Below are 23,778 nucleotides of genomic sequence, written 5' to 3' on the forward strand. Positions count from 1 at the left end.
CCCTCCAGGACCAGACAAATGCGTGAACTAGGAATCGGCCTTATCGGTGCGGGATACATGGGCAAGGCGCATACGTTGGCGCTGCGGACAGTCGACGCCACCTTCGGGACAGTGCTGCGGCCGACCTGCGTATCCATTGCGACATCGACCGCCGAAGGCGCCGCGGAGCATGCGGCGCGCTGGGGTTGGCGGGACTCCACCGGCGATTGGCGCGAACTGATCGACAACCCCGCCGTACAGGCGGTCATTATCGCCACGCCACCGCGTACGCATCGCGATATGGTCATGGCCTGTATCGCGGCGCGTAAGCCTGTGTTCTGCGAAAAACCGCTTGGCTGCCATCCGGCCGAATCGCTGGCTATGACCGAAGCTATCGAGCGTGCGGGATTGCCGAACATGGTCGGCTTCAACTACATCCGCACACCCGCGAGCCAGCTGGCCCGACAGATCATCGCTTCTGGCGACATCGGCGACGTGATCCAGATCACCGCCGAACACGTCGAGGACTATCTGCACGACCCCGCCCTGCCCGCATCCTGGCGCACGCGCATCGCCACGGGTACCGAAGCCGGGGCGCTAGGCGACGTCGCGCCGCATATCGTCAACGCATGCCTTCGGCTGGTCGGGCCTGTCGAATCGCTGGTCGCCGACGCACACGTCGTACAGTCGACGCGCCCGGGGCCGAACGGCCCGGAAACCGTCGAGAACGACGACCAGGGCCAGATGCTCCTGCGCTTCGCCAACGGTGCGTCGGGCTCGCTCAGTTTCAGCCGCATGGCCGCCGGTCGGAAGATGGGCTACACGTATCGCGTCACCGGCACACGCGGTGCCCTGGCATTCGACCAGGAGGATCAGAATGCGTTATGGCTCTACGACGCAACGCGTCCGGTCGAACGGCGCGGTTTCCAGAAAATCGTCATGGGTCCCGCGCATCCGGACTATCTGGCCTTCAACCAAGGCGTGGGACACGGCACCGGATACAACGAACAGATCGTCATAGAAATGCGCGATTTCCTTGAGGCCATCGCAACGGGTAAAGCCATATGGCCGACGTTTCGCGACGGATACGAAGTCGACCGCATCATCGCCGCCGCACTGCGTTCCAATGCGGAACGTCGCTGGGTAACCATCGGCGAGGTCGCCTGACGGTTGCGCTACTGCGTTCCATCCGTTCGCTTTGTCGGAAGGAAGCACTGATCTTCGTCCGCGAATAGCTGTGCACAACGAGAGGGAGATTGAAGCCTTGCGGGCCGAATTGCCCGCGGCTTCCGGCATATCTCGCGAACGGGCTCCTCGTGCCCTACTACTGGTGACGGCGCAGGTCTTCGATCCGCAGCATTCGGCTGCATGAGAAGGTCAACCAATGAAACGTCTGCTCATGGTTGCGGCAGTCTTCGCCGCACTTCCCGGAATGACATTCGCGCAAGCTTTCCGCGACACACCCAGCTCCGACGCAAACAGCCGGCCCGCTCCGCTGCTGACAAATACCTATGTTGCGTATGTCGAATCAACGTTGGGCGGGGGTGAAAATGTACCTCCATCGCAGTTTCTGCCGCAGACGGAATGGGATCACGGCGGCGCAGAAATGATCGTAGCCGTATTCGAAACAGGTTTGGCTTCCAGCAGAAGTGCATCGATGAATGGTGCGACATTGCCGCATGGCTCGCACTACAGAACGGATAACTATTGCGCTGGCGGAGGGTGGCATGTCTGCAGGCCCGGTGAGGAAGTCCAGGCCTTCATGCGGTACTGGAAACTCAACGGCCACCAGTCGGGCACATTCGAGCAAGTGACCTATTCGAGTCGAAGCCAACGCTTCTCAGCCCGAGTCTTCATTCGATAAGGAATAGCTTCGCCGTGAAGTGCCAGGCGTTTGCCTGGCACTTCACATTCACGCCTGCCAGTTCTTCGGCGATCGCCCCGCAGCGTCGCATCTACAATGAGCCTGAACTTCCGGAAGCTTTGGACGCCCCTGCCATTGCTCTGCAATCGCCTTCATCCTTAACCACGTATCGCGATTGACCCCATGGCTCACCTGCCCATGGTCTGCTTGAAACTGCATCCCGGCAAGAATATCAACAGGCCGATTGTTGCTCGGCATATGAAATGCGCATTCTTTCTGGTCGAAAGGCATGTCGCGAATCGGAGAAAAACCAACTGCGTCCTGAAGACTCATACCACCGGCTTTGGATATTTCCCATCCCGCACGACGCGCCTCCATCCCCGTCATATGCCTGAAATCGTATCGGCCGGCCATGTCGGCACGTTCCGCCGCGGGTGGCGCATGGTTGGCTATGTCGTCTTTATCTGGCTCGTTGCGCGCCGTACCTTGCGAGCCCTTCGCCCGATACTCCGTCATGATGTTATGGATAGCGATCTTGAACGGTGAAACCGTTCGATTGACTGAAGCATTTCCCACCGCACGAGGACTTGTTCCGGGTTCACGCGATCGAACCGCCGCCTGTGCCGACGATTTTTTTGGTGCACCGTATTGCGGAAGGTTGCGATAGAACTCCGTTTCCGGAGGTGCCCCCTTCCTTTGATCCACAGGCGCGACCGTCTGAGTTGGAACACTGTTTACTTGCGTCATGACACCATCCTGGCGAGCGCGGTATGCGCGCAGAGGCTGAAGCAATAGCTTCGCCAGATATCGGGAGCCATCACAAAACGCGTCGCAACCCGACAAACATATCGGCGACGACCTCGGCGATATGTTGGAGTACGGGCCGTCGCTCCCGCTGCATCTACCGGGTCATATCACCGCTGGATAGCTATCGGCGAGATCGCCGGACAATCGCACGCAGACTTCCGCGCTCGATCAATTCGCAGGGAAAGAGACGACTGCGCGGTACCGATTCGCCATCCGCCATCCATGCCACGATACGTTCGATGGCGTGCAGCACCATGTCCCGGATCGGCTGCCGCACCGTCGTCAGATTATAGGCAGGCCATGCCGCCAGCGGCATGTCGTCGAAACCGACGACGCTGATGCGTGAAGGAACGTCGATGCCTCGCTCGCGACACGCATCGATTGCGCCAAGCGCCAGCACGTCGTCGCCACAGAAGACGCCATCCAGACTGGCATGGGCATCGAGCAGCGCATGCATCGCACGACGGCCGTGTTCGTGCGTGTAATCGCCAGCATAGGTAACGACGCGCATCGAGGAACCGGCGGCTTCGGCGAAACCGCGCCCGCGATCCAGTGTCGCCGCATCGCGCTCGGCGCCGCCGAGGAAGGCCAGTTTCCGCAATCCGCGCGCCAGCATGGTCTCACCCACCAACCGCCCGCCCGCCACGTTGTCTACCGTTACGACAGGTGCCGGCGTCTTTCGTCCGGCCCGACCAAAGACATGCAACACGGGCAAGCCAGCCGCGCGACACGATTCGGCGAACCCATCTGGCGGCGCGGACGTGGCAATCAGCACCGCGTCGACGTTGTACTGCTGCAACATATCCAGCGCGGCCCGACCATCGTCGTTTGCACCGAGATTCGCCAGCAGCGGACGCAGGCCACGCGACTGAAGCTCGCGGGTAAACAGGTCGAACACTTCCATGAAGGTCGGGTTCGCGAAGTGATTCGACACCAGTCCGATCAGTTCCGTCCGCCCGGTCATCAGACTGCGCGCCAGATGGTTCGGCCGGTACCCCAGTTGCTGCGCAGCTGCTAGCACGCGTTCGCGCGTTTTCGCCGAGACGCTTGCGCCCTCGGTAAAGGTCCGCGATACGGCGGATATCGAAACGCCCGCCGCATCGGCGACATCGCGCGCCGTGGCGCGAAGTACGCCGCTGTCGTTCGTCCGGTGGCGGGCGGTCATGCTGTGAGGTTTGCCGACGTCATGTGGGCAGTATGCCCGGAGCGCAGGGAAAGTCACGGGGGTCGGAACCGTGTCGTTCCGCCCTCCTCGCGACGGACCCCATCAACAACGGACGTTGAGCCCGTGCCTGGCGTGCCTGTCCGTACTTTTGCACGACATCTCGACCTGTTCCCTATGGCGCTCCGCGTACACCTTCTGCCGATTCGTCGCTATCCCGTGCAATGTCTGCCGCACCCGGTCGATGACTTTCTGTTTCGATGTCGCACTCATATCCTTCCGACCCAAACCTATGTTCTGGACGGTTAACCGCGACAGCGGCGTCTTCCTGGCGTTCGGCGTCGAACCTTTGACGTTCGCGTTCGCTTGCTTTGCGATTTCACGGTACGACGGCTTAGTGGTGTCCTTTACGTCATTTGCGTTATTGCGGGCAACGCCCTGATTGCGCGCACCGAAATGGGTGGCAGAGGGGATCATGACTTCTTCCTTGATGGCCGATGGGTCGTAGACGCAATGAAGCAATGCGGCGACCAACAAGTACCTTCGCGCATCGTGCTGGCCAATCGCTTACGCGCATATCGGACGCCGCCGTGTACTTCACCTAAGCCTGCTCGGAAATGCCGCGCGTATTGGTTTCGAGGTAACGAAGCTTGCTCCCCACTTCAAGCCAGAAGGACGCCCCCTCGGGATCACCCATATAGGTATGAAATTCTGAAATGCCATTGATGGTGGCGAAGAGGTCGATGGGTACGTCCGGGCTATCACGGTAGGCATTGGTAGGTAACGCTCCCCCGATAAACGACGCCTCCTCGACACTGAGTTGCCCACTCCATATCCATTCGCTCAGTTGCTCTCCCAGCTCGCGCGGAGTTATTCGGGTGAAATCGAAGCGACGCCCGGATGGCGACGCAGCATTCTCCGCCGCATGCAATTCACCGGAGGCCGCCTGTGCCTTACTTTGCAACACCGGGCCTGCCCGCAGTACAGGCAATGACATCGATCCATTGATTTGCATAGCGCTTCCTATCGGAGTGAGACGTCTGCATAAGCAAGCAACTTCGATTCCACCAGGCACCGACATGACGAGCCCGAGACCTCCCTTCTGGCGCCTCCTTTTCCGACCCGGTTCGCGCGCACCCGCCGACACACACGAAAGTCGCAACTTTCACAGGGTCAGGACACCACTGATTTCGCCAGCATAAACGGTCGCACGATCATTGCCCCGGGCATTCAGCCCTGCTTGTAACGGGAGGTAACATGAAAACTGTAATCAGAAATTTCGCTCGATCGCTATCGTTGTGCGCTTGTTTAAGCGCGGGGGCAACAGTGTATGAAGCGCGTGCGGACAATCTGATCGACCGGACCGCCGAATCCGAAGTCGAAGGCACCTATAGCGTAAAAGCCGGGTCGGCGACGGCGTTGGCCGCCGCTTACGTCCTCGCGGTGAACTCGTCGACCGGAGGGTGGGAGGAAATTGGAGTGCGCGGCTCCGGCTTCACCCAGCACGACCATGGCGGAGCAAACATGACGATCATCACCGAGGAAATCGGCTACGGCCGATATGCTCAGGCAACCCTGCTTAACAATTCTCTGCAGGAAATTCGTACCGAACCGCTTTGTAATTCCGCGAGCCCACAGCCGTGCAACCGCGGCACGATCGTCGGCTACCGGCGCTACTGGAATGCGTCGGGCTACCAGGGTGGAAACTTCCACTTCACCGTGTATCCGAGCAACGGCGGAGGCAGTGTTCGCTCGGCAAGCATCACCATCCAGTAATCCGACGAACCAAAAAAACGCCGGACGATTTCTCGCCCGGCGTTCTTATTTCAACATGACTTCCGAACGATCAACGAATCGACTTCGGATCCTGCTTTTCCTTCAGCGCCGCGCAGAGCAGCGTCGATTCCGTGGTCTGGGCCAGACCACGTTCGGCACCGGTGACTTCCTTCAGACGGGGCTGGAAGAAGGCGGTCAGACGATCCGCTTCGACCTTGGAGCAACCGCCGCCACCGGCAAGACCCGGGAGCTGACCGCCGGCGAAGCTGCCGGTGCGGGCCACGACCTTGTCGTAGTTCGTCACGAACCACTTCCACAGGCCGTCACGGCTTGCTTCCGTATCGCGGGCACCGCGGAGGATGGCGGCCATTTCACCAACCTTGACGTCCTTGCCCAGAGCGAAGTCGCGCGCCTGATCGGCGAGCGGGCCCCTGGCGGCCGACAGGCCCTGAAGCATGGCGTTGCGCTTAGCCGGGTCGCTGGTCTTCGGGATCTCGGCGATCAGTGCGTCGACCGCGGGCTTGCCACGCTCCTGCACGGTAACTTCCAGAGCCAGGCCCAGCAGGTCCGGATCGGCCGCATCGAGATCCAGGTGACCGTCCTTGACCTTCAGTGCCGCATCGCCCTGCTTGAGCAGTTCGGCACGGACTTCCGGTACGGCGATTTCGGAACCGGAGAGGAAGTCGACCAGCGCGCTGCGGGTCAGCGTGTCGTTATCCTGCTCGCCCGCCTTCTTGCGGAAACCCAGCGTCTGCAGCTTCGGGTAGTAGGCGTCCTTGGCCCAGGCACGCAGATGCGCGCGCTGTGCATCCGTCACGGCTTCGTGCGACACGATCCAGCCAAGCAGCGCCATCGGCGCCGTCGACACTTCGCGCGTCTTCGATGCGGTCAGCGGCTTCAGCGCGGCAAGTGCGTCGCCCGCATCGATGTCGCCATGCTGGAAGCCAGCGCGAACGGCATCGGCGTAGGCCAACTGTTCGGCATCGGTCAGAGAGCCGACCACCTTCGAGAGGTTGGCAAGGTCTTTCTTGCTCTGCGCAAAACGGTAGTAACCGCGACCGTTGGCGTTCGGCAGTACCCATGTCGGCGAGCTCGCGCCTTCCAGCACGATCGTGCCGGTGGCCTTGTCGAGCAGTTCGCACGCGACCTTGTTGCCGCCGCCGGTCGTGCCATAACGCACGCAGAGGGGCACGCCCCACACGCGGTTCGCGTCGCCCGTGCTGCCCAACGGCAGGTAACGGCTCTGCGTCAGGTGCAGCACGGTCTTACCGCCTTCCTGCTTCACTTCGGTCGCCACATAGGGCACGCCCGACTGATTGAGGAAGCTACGGAAGGCATCCTTGAACGGCGCGCCCTGGCCGGAAGCTTCGGCGATCGAATCGATGAGGTCGTCCGCGCTGGCGTTACCGAACTTGTGCTTTTCGATATAGGCACGCATGCCCTTCTGGAAGACCGGGTCGGTGACATAGCCCTCGAACATACCCAGGACGGCGGCACCCTTCTGATAGGTGATGCCGTCGAACGCTGTCTCGATGTCGCCGTTGCCGGTGATGGGCTGGCGGATCTTGCGGGCGCTGACGAGGCTGTCGTTGGACATCGCACCCTGCGCACCGCGAACACGGTCGAGGTCGGCGCGGTATTCCGGGTGGACTTTGGTCGTGATCTTCTGCTGCATCCAGGTCGCGAAGGCCTCGTTCAGCCACAGATCGTCCCACCAGGCCATAGTGACGGTGTCGCCGGTCCACTGGTGCGCCAGCTCATGCGCGTTGACGTTGAACGAACCGCGGACGTACTGGGCCGGGGAATCCGGATCGATCAGCAGCAGCCAGTCGCGGAAGGTGACGAGGCCCGCGTTTTCCATAGCGCCAGCGCTGAAGTCGGGGGCGGCGAGCAGGTCGAGCTTGTCGAAGGGATAGCCGAAACCGTAGTAATCCTCCAGCGTGTGGATGATCGACTGCGTCTCGCCCAGCACATGCTTCATGCGGTGGCCTTCGCCCTTGGCGGCGATGCCGCGCAGCTCGGTCGGGCTGGCGCGGAATGCGGTCGGAGCGATGTCCGGACCCTTTACGACATCCCACGGACCGACGGCGAATGCGACCAGATAGGTCGGCAACGGTTTGGTCGTCGAGAAGGTAAGCGTCTTCCAGCCTTCGCCCGCTTTCTCTTCTTTGATCTGCTTGGTATTGGCCACGCCGACATCGTCGGCCGGAATGGTCAGGCTGATGTCGTAGGGCGTCTTGAACGACGGCTCGTCGAAGCCCGGGAACGCGTAACGCGCGGAGACCGGCTCCATCTGGGTCATCGCATAGGGCACGCCCTCGTGCGAGACCTTGTACAGGCCCTGCAACTGCTTGTTCAGCGGTGCGGTGAATTCGATCGCGAGGGAGATTTCCTGCGGCTCGAGCTTGGCACCGAAGTCCACGCGGGCGACGCCTTCCTTCTCGGCGGCGACGGTGTACTTGCCGACATGCTTCTTGCCGGCGGCGTCGGTGACGGTGACCTTGCTGACTTTCAGGTCGTGTCCGTGCAGCCAGACGAAGTCGGATGCCTGCGACAGCTTGACCTTGATCGTCGTGCTGCCGCTATAGGTCTCCTGCTTGGGATCGACCTTGAACGACAGACGGTAGGCTTCGGGAGTAGCCCAGCCCGGCAAATGGCCGAGCGGCGCGGCGGCGTCCGTGCCGGCGGCGAGCGCCGCACCACAGCAGGCGGCGAGCGCGGTGAGAACGAGGGGACGGACGAGACGACGCATGAGGGTGGGGCTCCTTCGGATGAGCCCGTAACGTAGGGACGACCATGACCTCTGACCCAGTGCCAGAAGGCATGGGCGACCCAATCGATGTTTGCGCCTACAGGGTAACCAGAGGCTTGAATCCGCCCCAGAACATACGCTTGCCGTCGAACGGCAGCTTTTTTGGATCCATCAGATCAGCCAGGCGGGGGTCGCTCATGACCGCCTTCAGCACCCGGTCCCGATCGCGTTTCGACTGATAGATGACCCAGGCGAAGATCACGGTCTCGCCGGGTTTGAGCTTCACGCTCTGCGGAAAGGAGGTCGTCTTGCCGGGTTTTACGTCGTCGGCGACGCATTCCCAGTATTCGAGGGCGCCGTGCTCGCGCCAGACCTTGCCCGAACGGCGCGCCATTTTCCGGTATTCGGCAAGCCGGTCTTCGGGAACCGGTACTACGAAACCATCGACATACATGACAGAGTCCTCCTCACCCACAGGGAGAGGAAGACTCGTCCTTTACATGCGAACGGAACGTTAAGCAGGCTCCGCCGCGGATCGATCAACCTGCAACTTCGGCCTGTTCGAGCACCACGGCCACCGCATGGATCACCGAGGCTATGCGCACGGCGCTCTGGATGCCCTGCACGGAAACGCCGCCGTCGCGAAGCACCTTGTCATGCGAATCGATACACATGCCGCAGCCATTCACGGCGGAGACGGCGAGCGAGACCAGCTCGAAGTCGTTCTTCGCGTCGCCCTTGTAGGCACCGATCACGTTCATGCGGAGCTTCGCCGGAATGGTGGCGTATTCCGGATGGCTGACCAGGTGCTGGAAGCGGTAATAGATGTTGTTCATGCCCATGATCGCGGCCGAACCCCTGGCGGCGGTCAGCTGCTCTGCGCTGGCGTGTTCGGCGGCGAACGCGGCGATGGCCTGCGTCAACGGCTTGAACCGCGACGAGTAAGCGGAGCCCAGTGCGACCATGGCGATCTGCGCCATGCTCAGACCGGGGGCACCCGCCTCGCTCAGCACGGAATCGAGGTTGAGCTTGAGGTCTTTGGCGTAATCGGGAATCTGGCTACGAAGATCGGCGACGCTCATGGGAAGCACCTTTGTCTTGAACGATAGGAAAGAGGCGCGGAATGGCTCGGCGCGATCGCCGGTTCACGCGGGACACGCTCAGGTGTCGGGTCTTTAAACGAGCCGGCGAAGCGGACTTCACCGTCTCTGGAGGTTGCCCACGCCGCGCGGGGAGGAGCGATGCGGCGTGGGACTTACGGCCTTTACAGCTTAGGCGACCTTGAGGGTCTCGTCGCCGGACTTCCAGTTGCAGGCGCACAGTTCGTCGGTCTGCAGGGCGTCCAGAACACGCAGGACTTCGTCCGGGTTACGACCGACCGAACCGGCCGTGACGTAGACGAACTGGATCTCGTTGTTCGGGTCGACCAGGAAGGTCGCGCGCTGGGCAACGCCGTCTTCGGTCAGGATGCCGAGCGCCGAGGTCAGGTCTTTCTTAATGTCGGCCAGCATCGGGAACGGCAGGTCGCGCAGGTCGGCGTGGTCCATGCGCCAGGCGCGGTGGACGAACTCGGAATCGGTCGAAGCGGCCAGGATCTGGCAATCGCGGTCGGCGAACTTTTCGTTCAGATCGCCAAAACCCTTGATCTCGGTCGGGCAAACGAAGGTGAAGTCCTTCGGGTAAAAGAAGACGAGCTTCCACTTACCCTCGTAGGACGTGTCCGAGATTTTCGAAAACGCGTTTTCGATCTTGTCGGCCAGCTTGCCGCCCGGCACGGCATCGAGGTTGAACTTCGGGAACTTATCGCCAATGGTCAGCATGGTTGACTCTCCTGGTTAAAAAGGGACAGATGTGTCGGCGCGCTTGGGGACGCGACTGACGACAAGATTACGCCTCGGGAAGGCATATCTCAAATCAATTGTAAGCATGGTTATGATAGGGTACGACTATCAGACCAGCGGGCTATTCTCATGAACCTGCGCGACCTTCAGTACCTTGTTGCACTGGCCGAGCATCGCCATTTCGGCCGTGCCGCGGAAGCCAGTTTCGTCAGTCAGCCAACGCTTTCGACGCAGATCAAGAAGCTCGAGGACGAACTGGGTGTCGCGCTCGTCGAGCGTACACCGCGAAAAGTATTGCTAACGGATACGGGTCGCGAAATCGCGCGCCGGGCCCGCGACGTGCTGTCCGAAGTCGACGAGATCAAGGCTATCGCCCAGCGCACGCGCGATCCGGAATCGGGCACCATTCGCCTCGGCATTTTCCCGACGCTTGGACCCTACCTGCTTCCGCATGTCATTCCGCACCTGCGTACCCGCTTTCCCCGGCTGGAGCTCTTGCTGCGCGAAGAAAAAACCGAACAGATCATCCGCATGCTGCGCGAGGGCGCCCTCGACGCGGGCATCCTTGCCCTGCCCGTCCACGAGGACACGCTGCACACCGAATTCCTGTTCGAAGAGCCCTTCGTGCTGGCGGTGCCCGCGAGTCACGCACTCGCGGATCGCGAATGCCTGCGCATGGACGACCTGGCCGATCAGAACCTGCTCTTGCTGGAAGACGGTCATTGCCTGCGCGATCAGGCGCTGGAGGTCTGTCATATGGCCGGCGCCGGCGAAAAATCCGGTTTTCGTGCGACCAGCCTCGAAACCCTGCGTCAGATGGTTTCGGCCAACGTAGGCATCACGCTGCTGCCCACACTGGCCGTGCAACCGCCCGTCGCGCGATCGGAAAACATCCGCCTGATCGAGTTCGAGGCACCGGCGCCCAGCCGGCGCATCGCCATGCTCTGGCGCAAGAGTTCGTCGATGACACCCTTCCTGCAAAGCCTTGCGGACGTCATTCGCGACGTTCCCGCCGAACTGCTGACCACGCACGGATGCGCTTCGCGTCAACGGGACGCCGCCTCCAACGTTGCCGGTCACAGCAATCCTGCGTGATCGGGCTTCTTGATGAGAATCTGGTTAATAGCCCTATTGCTACTTTGCGGCCTGGGGATGGCGAACTGGTGGCAGCACCGGCCCGCGCATGCGGCCTCGGGCATGCTCGCAGCGAGCGCACCCGCCCAGACGGACATCGACGGGCATCCCGCCGAGCTGCATAGCGGCCGGTTCACGCTGGACCCGCGCGCCAACTTCGATATCACCGCCCGGGTACTGTCGCGCGAGGACTACCAGATGGACGACCTCGCGCCGATATCCCCGACCGATCTGACCCTTGGCTGGGGACGGATGTCCGATACGGCCGTCCTCGACCGCATCCGTATCTCGCAGTCCAACCGCTTCTACTTCTGGTACACGGACGATTTTCCGATCCCTCGTCGCGAGATCGAGGAATCCAGTGCGAACATGCACATGATTCCGGCCAGCGACGCGGTCGCCCGTGCGCTACGCGCTATTCGTCAGGGCCAAATCGTGCACTTGCGAGGGTTCCTGGTGAACGTGCATCGCGACGACGGCCGCGTCTGGAACACATCGCTGACACGCGACGACACAGGCGCCGGCGCGTGCGAAGTGGTGCTGGTGGAAGACATCGGGGAAACGCTGGCGAATTGAAGCCGGCGCGAAGCCCGCGTCAGGCATCCACACCGATCGGGCATGTAACGCCCGTACCGCCAAGCCCGCAATAGCCAGCCGGGTTCTTCGCCAGATACTGCTGATGTTCGTCTTCGGCGAAGTAGAACGGAACGTCCTGCCGGATCTCGGTGGTAATCGCGCCGTAACCCGACGTCGACAACCGCTTCTGGAAAAGATCGCGCGACGCCTCGGCGTCCGCCAGCTGTTCGGCGTCGCCGACGTAGATCGCGGAACGGTACTGCGTGCCCGCGTCGTTGCCCTGACGCATACCCTGGGTCGGGTCGTGATTCTCCCAGAACACCTTCAGCAATGTGTCGAAGTCGACCTTCGCGGGGTCGTACACCACGCGCACGACCTCATCGTGACCGGTCTCGCCCGAGCACACCTCGCGATAGGTCGGGTTCGGCGTGTATCCGCCCGCATAACCCACCGAGGTCGAAATCACGCCGGGAACCGACCAGAACTTGCGCTCCGCGCCCCAGAAGCAACCCATGCCGAACACCGCGACGTCCGCGCCGGCGGGCACGTCCTTGAAGGACTGGCCCGTCACGTAATGACGGTCCTCGACCTCTAGCGGCTTGGCGCGACCGGGTAGTGCCTTGTCGGGCTGGGGCAGACGCTGTTTATAGGCACCGATACCGAGCATGGCCAGACCTCCTTGGGGATGTCCCGGAAGATGCGGTCGTCCCCACCGGTTTGCAACGCGAAATCAGGACAGGATCAGCGCGTGCAGGGGCGTGGCGCCCGTCCAGCGCGGACGTCCGGCCAGGGCCGCCAGCTCGATCACCACGCTGCCGCCGACCACTTCGGCGCCGAGGCCGTCGACCAGACGCCGTGCGGCTTCCAGTGTGCCGCCCGTCGCCAGCACATCGTCGACGATCAACACCCGCTCGCCCGCGCGCAACGCGCTGGCGCCAACCTCCAGACGATCGACGCCATATTCCAGGCCATAGTCGATGCCGATAACCGGCGGCGGCAGCTTGCCCTTCTTGCGTACGGGCACGAAGCCCGCATGCAGCGTGCGGGCCAGCGCGGCGCCGAAAATGAAACCCCGCGATTCGATGCCGCAGACGGCCTGCACGCCCAACTGCCGCCATGGGTCGGCCAGCGCTTCGATACAGAGGGCGAAACCGTCGGCATCGGCCAGCAAGGGCGAAATATCCTTGAAGAGAACGCCCGGCCGGGGAAAGTCCGGCACGTCGCGGATGAGGTCGGAAATAGCTTGCATGGGGGGAATCCCTTCGCTTTGCGGGACGCGCTCGCCGTCAGGCGAACAGGATATCGGTATCGCCCGGATCGTCGGCCAGCGCCGCGCGCGCTTCCATCAGTTGGGCATCGACCGCACGCACAATGGTCTCGGCGGCTTCGGAGCAGCCTTCGGGCACCATGACGGCGACGAAATCGCGGGCGGGAAGCTGGCCTACAGCACCGGTCAGGAACTCGCCGGAAACGAACGCCGGAATCTCAGCCCGCTCGAGCGCATCCTTGACCAGATGGGCGTCGATGAGGGATTCGGCGTGATAGGCGATACGCATGGACCCAAGCTAACCCGCCGTCGGGCCAACGGCAAGCGGCGCTCCGGCAAGGCCGCCCCACGAATGCGCCCATGCGGGTAAACTCATCCGTTTGCCGCATCCGACCTACCGAGCCCTCCCGATGTCGACCGAAACGCCTGCTTCGCAGCTCCACTTCATTGGCCAGATCGTTCGCGACGACCTCGCCTCGGGTAAGCACAGCGTTATCCATACGCGCTTTCCGCCCGAGCCGAACGGTTATCTGCATATCGGCCACGCAAAGTCGATCTGTCTGAATTTCGGGCTTGCCTCCGAGTTCGCGGGCACGTGCAACCTGCGCTTCGACGACACGAATCCCAGCAAGGAAGACGTGGAATTCGTCGAGGCCATTCAGCGCGACGTGAAGTGGCTGGGCTTCGGCTGGGCCGAACTGCGGCACGCCTCGGATTACTTCGAGGTCTTCTACCGTTCGGCGCTGAAACTGATCCGCGACGGCAAGGCGTATGTCGATGATCTCTCGGCCGAACAGATGCGCGAATACCGCGGCACGCTGACCGAAGCGGGTCGCAATTCGCCGTATAGGGATCGTTCCGTCGAAGAAAACCTGGACCTGTTCGAGCGCATGCGCGCGGGCGAGTTCGCCGACGGCGCGAAAACGCTGCGCGCGAAAATCGACATGACGTCGGGCAACATCAACATGCGCGATCCGGCGATTTACCGCATCCGCAAGGTCCATCACCAGAACACCGGCGACGCGTGGCCGATCTATCCGATGTACGACTATGCGCATTGCCTGTCCGACGCACTGGAAGGCATTACCCATTCGCTGTGCACGCTGGAGTTCGAAGATCATCGCCCGCTGTACGACTGGTGCGTGGACAACGTCGACCTGAAGAACCACCCCGACCTGTGGCAGCCGCTGGTCGACGCCGGCCTGCCCACGACGCCCACCAAACCGCGCCAGATCGAATTCTCGCGCGGCAATCTGAATTACACGGTGATGAGCAAGCGCAAGCTGCTCACGTTGGTGACCGAGAACCTCGTCGACGGCTGGGACGACCCGCGCATGCCGACGATCGTCGGCGTTCGTCGGCGCGGTTTCACAGCCGCATCGATCCGCCTGTTCTGGGAACGCATCGGTGTCAGCAAGCAGAACAGCATCATCGACATGAGCGTACTCGAAGGCTGCGTGCGCGAGGATCTGGACGCCGCTGCGCCGCGCCGTCTCGGTGTCATCGATCCGCTGAAGCTGGTTATCACCAATCTCGACGCCGACCATAACGAAGAGCTGACCTTCCCCAACCACCCGAAGGACGAGAGCTTCGGCACGCGCAGCGTTCCGTTCTCGCCGGAGCTGTGGATCGAACGCGAAGACTTCGCCGAGGTGCCGCCGAAGGGTTTCCATCGCCTGAAGCCCGAAGGCGAGGTTCGTCTTCGCGGTGTCGGCATCGTCCGTTGCGACGAGGTCGTCAAGGACGCGGACGGCAACGTCACGGAGCTTCGCGGCACCCTCGACCTCGACAGCCGCACAGGCATGCCCGGCTCGGAGCGCAAGGTGAAAGGCACGATCCACTGGGTCAGTGCCCGCCATGCGATTGCGGCCGAAGTGCGCCTGTACGACCGCCTGTTCGATGTGGTCGATCCGGACGACGACAGCGACGGCAAAACCTATAAAGACCACTTGAACCCGAATTCACGTCGCGTGGTGCAGGGTTACGTCGAACCGGCCGCTGCCGGCGCCACGCGCGAGGATCGCATGCAGTTCGAACGTCTCGGCTATTTCGTCGCCGACATCGCCGATCACACGGCCGACCGCCCGGTGTTCAACCGCGTGGTAACGCTGCGCGATTCGTGGGCGAAGCAGCAGTAATGCTTTACGCACAGGTGCATCTCACCCTTCCTGCCTGGGTTCACGAAGCCGTCGATGCCGGCGCCATGTATGTCGGCGACGAAGCGAAGGTCGGCCTCGCCATCGAACTTTCGGGCCGTAATGTCGACCTCGCGACCGGCGGTCCGTTCGGCGCCGCCGTATTCGATGGCGACCGTCTCGTCGCTGTCGGCGTCAATCGGGTCGTGCCGCATTCGTGCTCGGTCGCCCATGCCGAAATGATGGCGTACATGCTCGCGCAGCAACGCCTGCAGCGTTTCCGCCTCAATGAAGACGGCAGCCGCTTCAGTCTTGCCACCAGTTCCCAGCCATGCTGCCAGTGCTACGGCGCCACGGTCTGGGCAGGGGTCGACGAATTGCTGATCGGCGCACGCGCCGAGGACGTCGAGGAACTGACCGAGTTCGACGAAGGCCCGTTGCCGGCCGACTGGATCGGTGAACTGGAAAAACGTGGCGTCGCCGTGCGCCGGGACATCCGCCGCGACGAAGCGCGCGAAGTGCTTCGCCGCTACGGCGAAAGCGGCGTTCATTACTGAGTCCATCGCATGGCCACTCGCGCCCCATCGTCCCGCCCCTCCGAACACCGGTGGCCACGCTGAGCCGCTGGCGCGCCGCGCTTCCGCTGATTCTGCTGGTGCTGGCCGGCATCGTGTTGCTGTATTCCGGTGCGCTGGATCGCTTCCACCCGGCACACCTGCTCGCCAGGGAAACGGATCTGCGCGCCTCGGTCGCCAGTCACCCGTGGCTATCGGGGCTTACGTATATCGGCTTGCTGACGCTTGCCGTATCGACGGGCATCCCCGGCACGGTCGTCATCATTTTCGCCGGCGGTCTCGTGTTCGGCGTCGCGACAGGGACCATGCTTTCCTCGATAGCGTTGACGCTGGGTTCGCTGCTTCTTTACCTTGCCAGCCGCTATGCCTTCGGCGCGGGCGGCAAATCTCCGCCCGCACTGGTCGAACGGCTAAGACACGGCTTCTCGGCTCATCCCGTCAGCTATACGCTGGCACTGCGCTTCATTCCGATCATGCCGTTCGGCGCGATGACGATGGCGCTGGCGTGGCTACGCTGTCCACTCTGGCTGTTCCTTGGCGCTACCTGGCTTGGCGGTACCGTCTCACTGATCTTCGAAACGTCGGTGGGCGCCGGTCTGGGCGACGCACTGGGCGCGGGCCAGACCTTCGGCCCGGCCCTTCTGCTCGAACCCCGCCTGCTGCTGCCGCTTTGCGCACTGGCTGTGCTGGCGCTGCTGCCATTGGGCGTGAATGCCTTGCGCGAACGAAGGGCGCGGCGCAATCGGTCCTGACGGTGCAATGACGCAACCGACCCGCAGCCGTCACGTCCGCCCCGGAACTCGATAACCCTCAAGGACACCCGCCATCCGATCTGCGGTAGGCTGTGCGCTTGGCGCCCCCGGACGGGGCCGCCGGGGGGTTCCATGCGCGAGTCATCGGCTTCGTGGCTGGAGAAAGTGTGGCGTCGTACGTCGCTGGTCCAGCGACTGACCTTTGTCGCGCTCGTTCCGACAGCCACCAGCGCCATTCTGCTATTCGCCCTTCTGACGCGGCACCAGATGGACACCCTGCGCGACATGGGCCGCTCCACCGCGGACGCTATCGCGCAACAGGCGGCCTCGGTGGCGGGAGACGCGCTTCGCGAAGGCCAACGCCGGGAGCTGGGTCGCATCGCGCAATCGATGATCCAGCTGCCGCAAGTCGCACGCGTACGCATCGCCGACCGCGACGGCGAGATCCTTGCCGATCGCCGCAACGGCAGCGTCGACGACAGCGATGCCCTGACCGTGTCGCGCGAGGTCATCGACGATGCAACGCGGCAATCGATCGGGTCGGTCACCGTCGACGTCAGCGTGACCGAAGCGGTAACGGCGCAACGATCCAGCCTGCGCAGCGCATTGATATGGCTGGTACTCAGTCTGATCATGGCGATCATCATGGGCTGGTCGACCGCGCGCTGGATGAGCGCACCGTTGCGACGACTCGCCATCGCCGTGCGTCAGCTCGGTCTTGGCGACCGTACGGTAGTCGTACCCGTAACGGACGATACCGAGATCGGCGATCTGCAACGCGGCTTCAATGGCGCGGCATCGAAACTGCTGGACGCGCAGATCGGCATGGAGCGGGAAATCGCCGCGGCCACGGAAGAACTGGCACGCAAGAACGCCGCACTGGAAGCGGCAAGCGTCGCCAAGGCGCGATTCCTCGCGGCGGCTTCGCACGACCTGCGTCAGCCGCTATACGCACTAACGCTGTTTTCGTCGGGACTGGCCGTGGACGAATACGATCCGGGACGACTGGACCGCATCGCCCATATCCAGGAATGCGTGGATGCGCTCGACCATCTTTTCAGCGAGCTGCTCGATCTTTCGCGCCTGGAAAGCGGCGCCATGTCGGCGGTACTCCGGCCGTTCCCGCTAGACGACATTTTCGAGGAAGTCAGCGTCAACTTCCGCATGGTGGCCGAGCAGCACGATCTTCGCCTGGTCGTACGTCCGACGAATCTATGGGTGCGCAGCGATCGCACCATGCTCGCACGCATCCTCAACAACCTGGTGAGCAATGCCCTGCGCTATACGCAGTGCGGCGGCGTTCTCGTGGCGGCACGGCAGCGACGCGGGCAACTGATTCGCCTTGACGTATGGGATACCGGCAGCGGCATACCCGAGGAACATCATGAGCATATTTTCGACGAATTTTTCCGTATAGAAGGCCATCCGGATTCGGGGCGGCACGATGGACCGCGTCGCGGGCTTGGCCTGGGCCTGTCGACGGTGCAGCGTCTTGCGCGCCTTCTCGGCACGCACGCGACCGTAAGGTCCAAGCCCGGCACGGGCAGTGTTTTCAGCGTCATGCTTCCGGAAGTCGCTCCGGCGATGGACACGATACCGCTTCCGCAAACCGCCATGCCGGCCCACGATGTCGCGGGCATGCGCGTCCTCATCATCGACGACGAACCGAGTATTCTCTCCGGCATCAGTTATCTACTGGGTAGCTGGGGTTGCGAAGTCGCAACGGCCGAGGATGCGCAGGAGGCGATGGAAGCGGTCCAGATGTGGCAGCACGCACCCGATCTCGTCATTTCGGACCTGCGCCTTCGCGAAGGCAGCGGACTCGATGTACTGGCTCTTCTGGACAAATATTTCCGGCGCCGCCCAGGCGATCCCCCTCCCTTCGCACGCGTACTCATTACTGGCGAAACCCGTAGCGAACACCTGCGCGCGGTCGACCAGGAAACCACCCCTGTGCTCTATAAGCCCGTTTCGCCCGAACGCCTGCGGGAAGTATTGATCTCGACCGCTGCGAAACGTGCCACCACCTCAAACCAGAAAAGCACATAACAGCTGCCCTTGTTGCCCTGCCGCATACACAGGCATTAATCATGCAAACAGTTATGTTTGTCGTAACGCATCTTCGACGAGAAATACACATGTACTGATTGCAAATGTTGCAGCGCGTTCCTCGCAGAGTTATGGTCGGCGTTGGGGCGGGCTTTCAGCCGGCAGAGAAGTACAAACTATGCTGATCCTAATTGCGGATGACCATCGGCTGATTGTCGAGGGGGTCAAGGTTAAGCTTGCCGAATTGGGCCCCGACACTCAGTTTGTCGTCGCGTCGAATGCCGACGAAATACGCGCCGCAAGCGGCCAGACACCTCCTCCCGATCTGGCTCTGGTCGACATGGCCATGCCCGGCGCCCACGGCACCGACCATCTCGAAGCACTCCATGCCGCGCTGCCGTCCCTGCCCATCCTCGTCCTGTCCGGTTCCGAAGACCCTGCAGTCATCCGCGATGTCCTGCATATCGGCATACGCGGATATATCCCCAAGTCCTATTCCCCCGACGTGATGCTGAGCGCGATTCGCCTGGTGCTTTCCGGCGGCGTTTACGTACCCCAGATGGCCCTGGCGGAAATCGATGCGGCCGGCGACGGCGCAGCCTATCCCGGCAAGGGCGGCCCCGGCAGGGCTCCTCTGCACCACCAGCTGGCACTCCTGCTGACCGATCGCCAGATGGAAGTCCTTTTCCTTCTTAAGAAGGGCAGCCCGAACAAGGTCATAGCCCGTGACCTGAGAATCAGCGAGGGCACAGTGAAAATCCACCTGGCCGCCATTTTCCGCGCGCTCAGCGTCCGCAATCGCACCGAGGCTGTCTCGGTAGCCGCCAAACTGGACCTCCCCGCCCCAAGCCAGCAAGTTTCGTCGTAAGCTGCTGCCGGACAGGGCACTGCGCCGCGAGCGATCGCAGCGCGCAAGATGGTTCTCGGGGCAGGCATATGCTGGAACGTCATCGAATACCGCGGTGGATACGCGCGCGCCATCGTTGGTACGTTTTCTTACTGATCCTGGTCTTTGCGTGCACCCCTGCCCTGGCGCAGAAATCCAGAAACATCGACGAGGATCCCGGGGCGCCACTCACCTTCGGCATCCTGCCCATCGGCGGACCCGCCGAATCGCTGGAAGCCTGGCAGCCGATGCTCGACGACCTGCGCAAAGCGCTGGATCGTCCCATTCGAAGCATCTCCGTCACGACATACGAAGGCATCGCGCAGGCCATCAGCGAGCAGCGCGTCGACATCGCCTTTCTGTCCGGACGACTGGCACTGGATGCCGTAACCCGGCACAACATGCAGGTCATCGCACACCTCACGCGCGGCGATGGATCCAAGGGTTACAACGCGTTGCTCATCGTCGCCACCGACTCCAAACTGCGAACGCTCGATCAGCTTTTCTCGCGGCAGGGCCGCTGGCGTTACGCGCGCGGCGAAGCCTTGTCGGTATCGGGCTATCTCGTTCCGGAAACCCAGTTGTTCGCCGCGCGCGGCCTCGATTCGGATACGTTCTTTTCCAACGTTCACGTCGACAACCACCAGAACAATGCGCTTGCGGTGGCGAACGGCGAAGTGGACGTGGCGACGAACAACACCGCCGACCTCGAACGCTTCGCCCAACACTTCCCCGACCAGTACGCCCGCCTTCGCGTGCTCTGGCGTTCGTCGCTGATTCCCCATGCGGTCATCGTGGTACGGACCGACCTGCCGCTGTCGTTACGCGAACGCATCGCGACCTTTCTCGTGAACTACGGTAAGGGAAAGGACAGCACACGCGAAGAAGTCAATCTCCAGCATATCCACGACATCAGCGGTTTCGCGCCTGCGAGCAACAGCGACCTGGCGCCCTTCGCCGACATCGAGTACACGCTGGAGCGACGCCGCGCGACGACCGCTCAATGGGTCAGCGAGGCGGCCCGCGAAGCTCGCCTGAAGAAGATCGAAGACGATCATCGCGCACTGGTCGGACAACTGCGCGCGCACTGACCCGCGCACATAGGTCGAATGGGCTAGGCCTGCTGGCTACATCGCTTTGAGTATCGCGCCGCCGTCGCGCGCCCACTAGAGTCGGGTCATCGCCAAAGCTCCGTCCAAGGCCCGCCGCCATGACAGCGTCGCTCCAACCGGCTCGCCGTCCCGTGCGGCTTCGCAGCAGATTGTTGCTGAGCGGCCTGCTGCCTATGACGCTGGTCGCCCTCACCATGGTGGTTGCGTTCACCGCGACCACTATGAGTTCGCTGACCACCGAGGCGCAGGCGCTTGCCACCGCACAGGCTTTTCGCATCGGCGAAAGTATGGTGGATGCAGGCAACGACGAACAACTTCGACACGCGCTTCAACTGGCGTTGACTGCCAACCCTCCCACGACCCTGGTCAGTCTGCGCCGGGATAACGGCCGGCGGATCGTCATCGACAACGGTGCCCCACTCGCCAAAGCCACCACCTACCGGGTCACCGTCGCAACGCCCTATGGCGAACTGACCGCGATCTCGGACGCGCGTCCGTCGAACGACCGGCGCACATCCGCCGTATGGTTCGGAACCTTCATGACCCTGGGCATACTCGTCATTTTCGCGCTGGCCACCTGTGCGCATGCGTCGCTGGTCGTACGTCCGCTAGATACCGTGCGCGATCGTTTCATGCGCGTACTGCGTGGACGGCCATTCATCGAACCCATCCAGACAGGCGTCGTCGAATTCGATGCGCTCGACGAATGCATCGACAAAGTAGCCGAGCTACGCGCGCATCACGAAGATCGCATGGCCGAGGCGCTGCGCCTCCGGCTTCGCGACATTGCGCGACAAACGCGGTTCGTCGCACGCTTCGGCGACCACTTTCGCCAGCCGCTACAGGCCATGGGTCTGTTCGTGGCAGGCATGCAACCGGGCAAGGATCTGCATCAACGCGCGGCGCTGGCGCAGATCGGTTCGAATCTGGTCCGCATGACCGAGTTGCTCGATGCACTGATGGAAATGGCGAGATTCGATGCCGGTATCGTCGAACCTCTGCCTGTCGATCTGATCGCATCGGACCTGTTCGTACGCGAGCGCGACACGTGCGCGGCCGAAGCGCATCGCCTGCATGTCGACCTGCGCTGGCGCGGCGGACGCCTCCCGCTACATAGCGATGGGGCACTGCTCGGCGAGCTCCTGCATCGTCTGGTGGCGAACGCCATGGCGAGCGCACCCCATGGCCGGGTACTCGTGGCCGCGCGTCGTCGCGGTCGCGGCGTCCGGATCGAAGTCCGCGACAACGGCGTCGGCATCGATTCCGAGCAACAGGAACGCATCTTCGAGGAATTCGTCCGGCTTCCCGGCCACGTGGATTACGGGCTGGGGTTGACCATCGCCCGGCGCATTGCCGATGTGCTCGGCGGGCAGATCGGCGTACGTTCGCGACCCGGCGCGGGCAGTACGTTCTGGGTGGAAGTCGATGGCGTCGACCGCCGGAGCGACTGGAGCGCCGAGTCCACGTCGCTGCGCCGCGCCAGTTGACCTTGCCCCATTGAGACCGCGCCCCCGCGACGCCATGTGTCGCGTGTAACCCATCCGGCGTATCGTTCTGCGATGGGATCCGGGAGTTCCGCGGGACAATGATACTTTCGAGCAACGACTGGTCAGGGGCGGCGCCCATAGCAGCCTTTGCAAGCGTGTTCGCGGCGGCGATCGGATTGCCCGTGCCTGCCATGCCTGCGCTTATCGTCGTCGGGAGCACCCTTGTCGCCCTGAACAATCCGCTGCTCGTCCTGGCGACCTTTGTCGGCGCCCTCGCCGGCGCCTTTGCCGGCGACGCCGTATGGTTCATGACCGGCCGCCGCTACGGCTATCGCGTACTGGATCGTCTGTGCAAGATCTCGCTGTCGCCGGATACCTGCGTGCGGCGCGCAGGCGGCTTCTTCGAGAAACGCGGCGTGAAGCTACTGCTCATTTCGCGTTTCGTACCCGGCCTGTCGCTGGTCGCCATTCCCATCGCCGGGGCGGCTGACACGCGTTTCTCGCGATTCACCCTCTTCGACCTGATCGGCGCGGGATTGTGGATCTCCGTCGGCCTGACCGTCGGCATGGTTTTCTACCGGCAGATCGACGCCGTACTCGCACTGCTGCGTCAGTTCGGCATGGGCATGGCCGCCGTCGCCATAGCCGGGCTCATCCTGTGGATCGCCTTCCGCTGGGCGCGTCGCACATTGCTGATCATGCAGCTGAAGAAAAACCGCATCACGGTCGACGAACTGGCGATCCTGCTGGCCAACGACCCGGGTGCGCTCATCGTCGACGTCCGCGCCGCAAGCGTCCGCAAGGACGACCCCTACATCATTCCCGGTTCGCGACTGTTCGACCTGAGTACCGCCGAGGATGAGCTCGCCGCACTCCCCAGGCACATGCCCCTGGTCATCTATTGCTCGTGTCCCAACGAGGTCACTGCGGCGAAGGTGGCCCAGCGGTTGACCCGGCTGGGCTTCGCCAACGTGCGCCCCCTGACGGGCGGCATCGGCGCCTGGCGCCAGGCCGGCCGCGACGTCGAGGCCATCGTCGCCACACTCTGACCCATGTGAGGTTGTGCGACTCCGCGCCTCCCACTAAACTAGCGGGCTGTTCGCGTAAGGGTCGTTAGCTCAGTTGGTAGAGCAGCGGACTTTTAATCCGTAGGTCGCCGGTTCGAATCCGGCACGACCCACCATTACGTATCAGTAGCTTAGCGGTCAGGTGAAGCCCCTTAATGTGGCCTACCGTAAAATTGACCGTAAAATTGATGCGAATGCGGGCCTGATAGACGCAGTGCCGACGGTTCGATATCGCCATCTCGCGTCGCGATCAATGAGACGCGCAGGCACGAAAATTCGTGCCATGAGTATTCAACGCCCCCTCTCCCGCGACACATCTCGCCGCACCGGATGGTCCGGCAAGCGCGGCAATGTCCTGGACTCGTATCGGTTCTGCGAGAAGCACTCCATCCGATACCCCCAGTTCGTGCGCGGGCGCATACAGTTCTGCCCCAGCTGCTACCCGCGCCCGAAGAAATGAATGGTCGACCACGTGGGGTGACCTGCCTGACGCGGCACCATGAGGCAAAGCGCCTGAATGAGCGCGGCTACTGCCGACTCCACGACCGCGACTATGC

At 62.6% G+C, this 23,778-nt stretch carries 24 protein-coding genes and 1 tRNA gene; 14 read left to right on the plus strand and 11 right to left on the minus strand.

What is annotated here, in order from left to right:
* Positions 1–18: 18 nt before the first annotated feature.
* Together AC3IR3_RS16400 and AC3IR3_RS16405 are read left to right on the plus strand one after the other, a co-directional pair.
* Entirely contained in the window at positions 19–1,146 is a 1,128-nt protein-coding gene (locus tag AC3IR3_RS16400) for a Gfo/Idh/MocA family protein (RefSeq protein ID WP_489193681.1), read from the plus strand.
* 217 nt (positions 1,147–1,363) lie between these two features.
* Positions 1,364–1,843 carry a DUF4879 domain-containing protein gene (locus tag AC3IR3_RS16405; RefSeq protein ID WP_489193683.1) on the plus strand — a complete coding sequence of 160 codons (480 nt, stop codon included), beginning with the start codon at positions 1,364–1,366 and terminating at the stop codon, positions 1,841–1,843.
* A gap of 48 nt (positions 1,844–1,891) precedes the next feature.
* On the opposite strand, the gene AC3IR3_RS16410 is transcribed toward AC3IR3_RS16405, so the two are convergent.
* The 4 genes from AC3IR3_RS16410 to AC3IR3_RS16425 form a co-directional block, all read right to left on the minus strand.
* The gene (locus AC3IR3_RS16410) at positions 1,892–2,590 is read right to left on the minus strand and encodes a hypothetical protein (RefSeq protein WP_489193684.1); all 699 of its coding nucleotides are present in this window, start codon (positions 2,588–2,590) and stop codon (positions 1,892–1,894) included.
* A 181-nt stretch (positions 2,591–2,771) separates the two neighbouring features.
* The gene (locus tag AC3IR3_RS16415; protein WP_489193686.1) at positions 2,772–3,815 is read right to left on the minus strand and encodes a LacI family DNA-binding transcriptional regulator; all 1,044 of its coding nucleotides are present in this window, start codon (positions 3,813–3,815) and stop codon (positions 2,772–2,774) included.
* Positions 3,816–3,917: 102 nt separating this feature from the next.
* Positions 3,918–4,289 (minus strand): hypothetical protein, encoded by a 372-nt coding sequence (locus AC3IR3_RS16420; RefSeq protein WP_489193687.1) that lies wholly within the window; start codon positions 4,287–4,289, stop codon positions 3,918–3,920.
* 124 nt (positions 4,290–4,413) lie between these two features.
* The gene (locus tag AC3IR3_RS16425) at positions 4,414–4,827 is read right to left on the minus strand and encodes a hypothetical protein (protein ID WP_489193688.1); all 414 of its coding nucleotides are present in this window, start codon (positions 4,825–4,827) and stop codon (positions 4,414–4,416) included.
* Positions 4,828–5,069: 242 nt separating this feature from the next.
* Between AC3IR3_RS16425 and AC3IR3_RS16430 the strand changes: the two genes are divergently transcribed.
* Complete coding sequence (locus tag AC3IR3_RS16430) at positions 5,070–5,588, plus strand: DUF4879 domain-containing protein (RefSeq protein ID WP_489193690.1); 519 nt, start codon at positions 5,070–5,072, stop codon at positions 5,586–5,588.
* Positions 5,589–5,658: 70 nt separating this feature from the next.
* On the opposite strand, the gene AC3IR3_RS16435 is transcribed toward AC3IR3_RS16430, so the two are convergent.
* The 4 genes from AC3IR3_RS16435 to AC3IR3_RS16450 all read right to left on the minus strand — a co-directional run bounded on the left by AC3IR3_RS16435 (position 5,659) and on the right by AC3IR3_RS16450 (position 10,160).
* Positions 5,659–8,340, minus strand: a complete 2,682-nt coding sequence (locus AC3IR3_RS16435; protein ID WP_489193692.1) for a M1 family metallopeptidase — start codon at positions 8,338–8,340, stop codon at positions 5,659–5,661.
* A gap of 97 nt (positions 8,341–8,437) precedes the next feature.
* Positions 8,438–8,794: a DUF1428 domain-containing protein gene (locus tag AC3IR3_RS16440; protein WP_489193694.1), complete on the minus strand. Its 357-nt coding sequence runs from the start codon at positions 8,792–8,794 to the stop codon at positions 8,438–8,440.
* A gap of 85 nt (positions 8,795–8,879) precedes the next feature.
* Positions 8,880–9,422 carry a carboxymuconolactone decarboxylase family protein gene (locus AC3IR3_RS16445; protein WP_489193696.1) on the minus strand — a complete coding sequence of 181 codons (543 nt, stop codon included), beginning with the start codon at positions 9,420–9,422 and terminating at the stop codon, positions 8,880–8,882.
* 189 nt (positions 9,423–9,611) lie between these two features.
* The gene (locus tag AC3IR3_RS16450) at positions 9,612–10,160 is read right to left on the minus strand and encodes a peroxiredoxin (RefSeq protein WP_132144157.1); all 549 of its coding nucleotides are present in this window, start codon (positions 10,158–10,160) and stop codon (positions 9,612–9,614) included.
* Between the two features lie 150 nt (positions 10,161–10,310).
* On the opposite strand from AC3IR3_RS16450, the gene oxyR reads away from it, so the two are divergent.
* Positions 10,311–11,276, plus strand: coding sequence for a DNA-binding transcriptional regulator OxyR (gene oxyR / locus AC3IR3_RS16455; protein WP_489193698.1), 966 nt, complete (start codon positions 10,311–10,313; stop codon positions 11,274–11,276).
* A gap of 12 nt (positions 11,277–11,288) precedes the next feature.
* Positions 11,289–11,891, plus strand: coding sequence for a hypothetical protein (locus AC3IR3_RS16460; protein ID WP_489193700.1), 603 nt, complete (start codon positions 11,289–11,291; stop codon positions 11,889–11,891).
* 19 nt (positions 11,892–11,910) lie between these two features.
* Here the strand turns inward: AC3IR3_RS16460 and msrA are convergent, their stop codons facing one another.
* From msrA to AC3IR3_RS16475, 3 genes are all read right to left on the minus strand, one after another.
* Positions 11,911–12,558, minus strand: a complete 648-nt coding sequence (gene msrA, locus AC3IR3_RS16465; protein ID WP_489193702.1) for a peptide-methionine (S)-S-oxide reductase MsrA — start codon at positions 12,556–12,558, stop codon at positions 11,911–11,913.
* A gap of 63 nt (positions 12,559–12,621) precedes the next feature.
* The gene (locus AC3IR3_RS16470; RefSeq protein ID WP_132144149.1) at positions 12,622–13,140 is read right to left on the minus strand and encodes an adenine phosphoribosyltransferase; all 519 of its coding nucleotides are present in this window, start codon (positions 13,138–13,140) and stop codon (positions 12,622–12,624) included.
* Between the two features lie 37 nt (positions 13,141–13,177).
* On the minus strand, positions 13,178–13,447 hold the full coding sequence (locus AC3IR3_RS16475) for a putative signal transducing protein (RefSeq protein WP_489193704.1): 270 nt from the start codon (positions 13,445–13,447) through the stop codon (positions 13,178–13,180).
* 121 nt (positions 13,448–13,568) lie between these two features.
* Between AC3IR3_RS16475 and AC3IR3_RS16480 the strand changes: the two genes are divergently transcribed.
* The 9 genes from AC3IR3_RS16480 (at position 13,569) to AC3IR3_RS16520 (ending at position 23,337) form a co-directional block, all read left to right on the plus strand.
* Positions 13,569–15,296 carry a glutamine--tRNA ligase/YqeY domain fusion protein gene (locus AC3IR3_RS16480; protein WP_489193706.1) on the plus strand — a complete coding sequence of 576 codons (1,728 nt, stop codon included), beginning with the start codon at positions 13,569–13,571 and terminating at the stop codon, positions 15,294–15,296.
* Entirely contained in the window at positions 15,296–15,850 is a 555-nt protein-coding gene (locus tag AC3IR3_RS16485) for a nucleoside deaminase (protein ID WP_132144142.1), read from the plus strand. Before AC3IR3_RS16480 ends, AC3IR3_RS16485 begins: the two co-directional genes overlap by 1 nt.
* A gap of 59 nt (positions 15,851–15,909) precedes the next feature.
* The gene (locus tag AC3IR3_RS16490) at positions 15,910–16,620 is read left to right on the plus strand and encodes a TVP38/TMEM64 family protein (protein ID WP_489196949.1); all 711 of its coding nucleotides are present in this window, start codon (positions 15,910–15,912) and stop codon (positions 16,618–16,620) included.
* A 132-nt stretch (positions 16,621–16,752) separates the two neighbouring features.
* Positions 16,753–18,669 (plus strand): ATP-binding response regulator, encoded by a 1,917-nt coding sequence (locus AC3IR3_RS16495; RefSeq protein ID WP_489193709.1) that lies wholly within the window; start codon positions 16,753–16,755, stop codon positions 18,667–18,669.
* A gap of 178 nt (positions 18,670–18,847) precedes the next feature.
* Positions 18,848–19,537, plus strand: coding sequence for a response regulator (locus AC3IR3_RS16500; RefSeq protein WP_489193711.1), 690 nt, complete (start codon positions 18,848–18,850; stop codon positions 19,535–19,537).
* Positions 19,538–19,605: 68 nt separating this feature from the next.
* Complete coding sequence (gene phnD, locus AC3IR3_RS16505) at positions 19,606–20,646, plus strand: phosphate/phosphite/phosphonate ABC transporter substrate-binding protein (RefSeq protein ID WP_489193713.1); 1,041 nt, start codon at positions 19,606–19,608, stop codon at positions 20,644–20,646.
* 119 nt (positions 20,647–20,765) lie between these two features.
* Complete coding sequence (locus AC3IR3_RS16510; protein ID WP_489193715.1) at positions 20,766–22,154, plus strand: sensor histidine kinase; 1,389 nt, start codon at positions 20,766–20,768, stop codon at positions 22,152–22,154.
* A gap of 191 nt (positions 22,155–22,345) precedes the next feature.
* A complete protein-coding gene (locus AC3IR3_RS16515) occupies positions 22,346–23,203 on the plus strand; it encodes a VTT domain-containing protein (protein ID WP_489193717.1) in 858 nt (285 codons plus the stop codon).
* Positions 23,204–23,261: 58 nt separating this feature from the next.
* Positions 23,262–23,337: transfer RNA gene (locus AC3IR3_RS16520), tRNA-Lys, on the plus strand.
* Positions 23,338–23,778 lie beyond the last annotated feature (441 nt).

Source organism: Luteibacter sp. GL_149, from assembly GCF_057834065.1.